Consider the following 3,866-nt stretch of genomic DNA (forward strand, 5'->3'; position numbering starts at 1 on the left):
CTGCGCTATCAGATCATGGACTTGCGGCTGTATATCCGGCGCGGGGTGGTCTATTCGACCCTGGTGGCACTCATCACCGGCGCGTACGCGCTGCTCCTGTTCGCGGCTACGCTGTTCGTCAAGGACCAGACCGGAGCCAGCAGCATCGTCGCAGTGGCGATCATGAGCGCAGTCTTCGCGCTCGGTGGCGATCGCCTGCGCCATGCGGTGCAGCGCCAGATCGACCGGCTGTTCGACCGGCGCAGCTACGACTACCGCCAGCAACTCCTGGAGTTCAGCCAGCGCATGAACGGCATCCTCGATCCGGATGAGCTGGCCGACTCAACCGTGCAGTTGATTTCCCAGACGATGGGCGCTACCCACGTCCGGCTCTACCTGTACGACCCGGCGATGCGCTCCTACCACCTCTGGACCTGGGTCGGCATCGAGCCCGATTCGGAAGACCAGACCCTCGGCCCGCACCACTCGGTGGTGGAGGCCGTGCGGGAGGCGGAGGGTCCGGTGCAGAACCTGGACGTGGACCCGGCCGACGCAGCCCTGATCGTGCCGTTGATCAACAAGGGGCAGGCGGTGGCGCTGCTGACGCTGGGCCCGAAGCGGGTGGACCTGCCCTACACCAGCGAGGACCAGGCGCTGCTCAGCACCGTGGCCAACCAGCTCGCCATCGCGACCGAGAACGCCCAGCTCTACGGCCGTATGCGCGATCTCTACCTCTCGGGTATCCGCACGCTGGCGGCGACGGTCGACGCCAAGGATTCCTACACGCGCGGTCACTCCGAGCGCGTGGCGGCCTACGCCCGCGCCATCGCCGTCGAGTTGGGCCTGCCGCAGCTTGAAGTCGAGACGATCGAGCTGGCCGGCCTCCTGCACGACATCGGCAAGATCGGCGTGCCCGACCTGGTGCTGCAGAAGCCCGGACGTCTCGATCCCGACGAGCGCGCGTTGATCATGGAGCACGCGGCCCTCGGCGCGAAGATCCTTGCGGACAACCTCGCCCTGATGCCGCTGGTGCCCCTGGTGCGGCACCACCATGAGTGGTACGACGGCAGCGGCTATCCGGACGGTTTGAGCGGCGACGACATCCCGCTCGGCGCGGCGATCATCGCCGTCGCGGACACCTACGACACCATGACGACCGACCGGCCGTACCGCAAAGCGCCGGGGCGCGAGCGGGCGCGAGCTGAGATCCTGCGCTGTAGCGGCACCCAGTTCAACCCGCGCGTCGTCGCCGCCTTCTTGCGGACGCTCGACCGGGGCGACTGGCCGGAGCATCCACAGCAGACCGTCTCTCCGGTGGCGCTGCCGAACCGCGATCCGATGGCCGGGCGCATCACCGCGGTCGACGCCCGGGCGATGCACATCGTCTACAAGGTCGCTCAGATGATCGGTGGCGTCACGGACCTCAGCGCCTTCATCACCGACGTCACCGATCTGCTCCGCCGCGAGATCGGCGTAGGTCACCTGGAGCTCTACCTGGTCGACCCGGAGACGGGCGATCTCCTCGGGCAATCACCGGGGCCGGGCGCCGTCACCGGGGTCCGCGTTCCTGCCGGTCAGGGGCTGGTGGGCTGGGTGGCGCGCTACCAGACGCCAGCCCGTGTCGCCGATACCCACAACGACGTCCGCACCATGAATATGGCGTCCTCGCCGATGCGCTCGGCGCTGGCCGTGCCGCTCGCGATCGACGGGCGCACCATCGGGGTGATCAGCGTCGAGAGCCGCCGCGTCGGTGTCTTCACCGAGAACGACGAGGCGCTCCTGACGATCATCGCCCAGCAACTGGCGCAGGTCATCGAGGTGGCGCAACTGCACGACCAGGTCAAGCGCAGCGCCATGCTCGACAGCCTGACCGGCGTCGCGAACCACCGGACGCTCTACGAGCGGCTGGAGGAGGCGCTCAATGCCGCACAGGCCAACAACGAGCCGCTCGCGGTCATCATGATCGATGTCGACGGGTTGAAGGCCACCAACGACACCCACGGCCACATTACCGGCGACGCCGCCCTGCGGGCGATCGCCGCGACCCTGCGGCATGAGTGCCGCCGCCAGGACACGGTCGCGCGCTGCGGCGGCGATGAGTTCGCCATCATCCTCCCCGGCATGGACCACGCCGAGGCCGTGCGCTTCGGCGACCGCCTCATCGAGGCCATCGCCTCCGGTACCTTCGAGGCAAACGGCCGGACACTGCCGCTGCCGTCGATCTCGCTCGGCGCGGCTGCGTACCCCAGCGACGGTGACCGGCCCGTTGAGCTGATCACCGTGGCCGATCAGCGCATGTATCGGCACAAGGCCGCGCGGCCGACGGTCCCGCGGTCGTGGACCCTCTACGCCGGCTAGACCCTCGGGCGCAACACCCGTACATTGGGGTTGCGCGGCAGGGATTCTGCACCCATCATGGACACGTCGGCGCACTGAGGCGCTGTCATTCCCACGCCGTTGCGGCCGCTTGAGTGTTTCCCCTGGGCCACCCTCATCCGCGATCCGAATCAGGAAGTGAGGCTCCCGAATGCCACAACCCAAGCAACAGGCCGTTACCAAGCGCCTGACCCAGCTTCCCCGTCGACCGGGCCTCGTCATCGAGGGTGGCGTCCGGCCGCTGGGCGTCTGGTTCCGCGAAGGCGGCGAGGCGCTCCAGCCGTTCGTCGCGATCTGGGTCGATGCCGGGACCGGCTACGTCCGTGCGAGCCGGCTGATCAGCCCGAAGGAGACAGCCGACGACGGGCGTAGCCAGGCACTGGACGTCCTGGTCGAGGCGATGCACTCCCCGAACGAGCCTCTGGCCGGCCACGCACCGCAGCGCGGCCGCCCGGCCAAAGTGGTCGTCGACGATCCGGAGCTGGCTGCGGCGGCAGAGACCCTACTCGCCCCGGCCGATGTTCCGGTCGAGTTGGCAGAGCACCTGCCGCTGTTCGAAGAAGCGTACAACGCGCTCGCGGACGCCATGGACGCGGACCTGAGCCAGGGACCACCGGAACCCTTCACGTGGGACGTCCCGGACCGAGTCCTCCGCCCGCTCTACCAGGCGGCCGCGCGCTGTGCCCGGCAAGCCCCGTGGGAGTTCTTCCCCGACTTCCCACCTGTCGTCATCGACCTCGGTGAGTACGGCCCCGCACCGGGAGTCGAGCGCGTCTACGCCAGCGTCCTCGGCGGCGCCGGGTTGACCATGGGCGTCGCCTGCTACTTTTCGCTGGACGATTTGGAGGCCCTGGTACGCGTCGGAGAGTCCTCGTTGGCGGACGACGACATGGTCGACGAAGCCATCGCCATGATGCGCGAGCTCGGTGCCCCGCTGGACGAGCTGCCGCCCGAGGTCGTCCGCGAGATGGTGCGCGACATGCTGCCGCCTACCTACGCCCCCGGCACCACTCCCGCCGACGTCATCCGTGACAGCCTCATCTGCTTCTATGACACAGCCGATGGGGTCGACCCCACCTATGTCGAGTGGATCCATGAGCACGGGCTCAAGCTCGCCAACCAATCCATGATCCCGGCATTCCACCGGGTAACCACGGGGTCCCTGGAAGCGCGACCGTTGACCGAGCGCGAAGCCGTAGCGTTCACGCTCGTGCTCGGCGGTCTGGCCCGTTTCACCAGCCGGTTCCAGGATGAACTGGCGGTGATGGAAGGCCCGGAGCCGCTCATTTTCCGGCCGTATGTCGACGTTCCCGACGGCAAGGTACGGATCACCCTGCGCTACCCGCCCGAGGGGCAGGACTGGCCGGAACTGGAGTGGCCCGAAGCCGACGGGTTCGGTCTGGATCTGTTCCCACCCCCACCCGAGTGATCTCAAGCGCACCACGCCTGATCACTCCACGCCCCCGCCCACCCCCAGGCGCACACCTATACCCGCGGGGCGCGATACCCGC

General features: G+C 68.3%; 2 protein-coding genes. Both read left to right on the forward strand.

Annotated elements, in window-relative coordinates; genetic code table 11:
• Positions 1-2,337 (forward strand): diguanylate cyclase (locus tag IRZ30_RS16185; RefSeq protein WP_294086638.1); only part of this gene is annotated, 2,337 nt, incomplete at its 5' end.
• 169 nt (positions 2,338-2,506) lie between these two features.
• Positions 2,507-3,784: a hypothetical protein gene (locus tag IRZ30_RS16190; RefSeq protein WP_294086639.1), complete on the forward strand. Its 1,278-nt coding sequence runs from the start codon at positions 2,507-2,509 to the stop codon at positions 3,782-3,784.
• Positions 3,785-3,866 lie beyond the last annotated feature (82 nt).

This window comes from Sphaerobacter sp., from assembly GCF_019683595.1.
Taxonomy (GTDB): domain Bacteria; phylum Chloroflexota; class Chloroflexia; order Thermomicrobiales; family Thermomicrobiaceae; genus Sphaerobacter.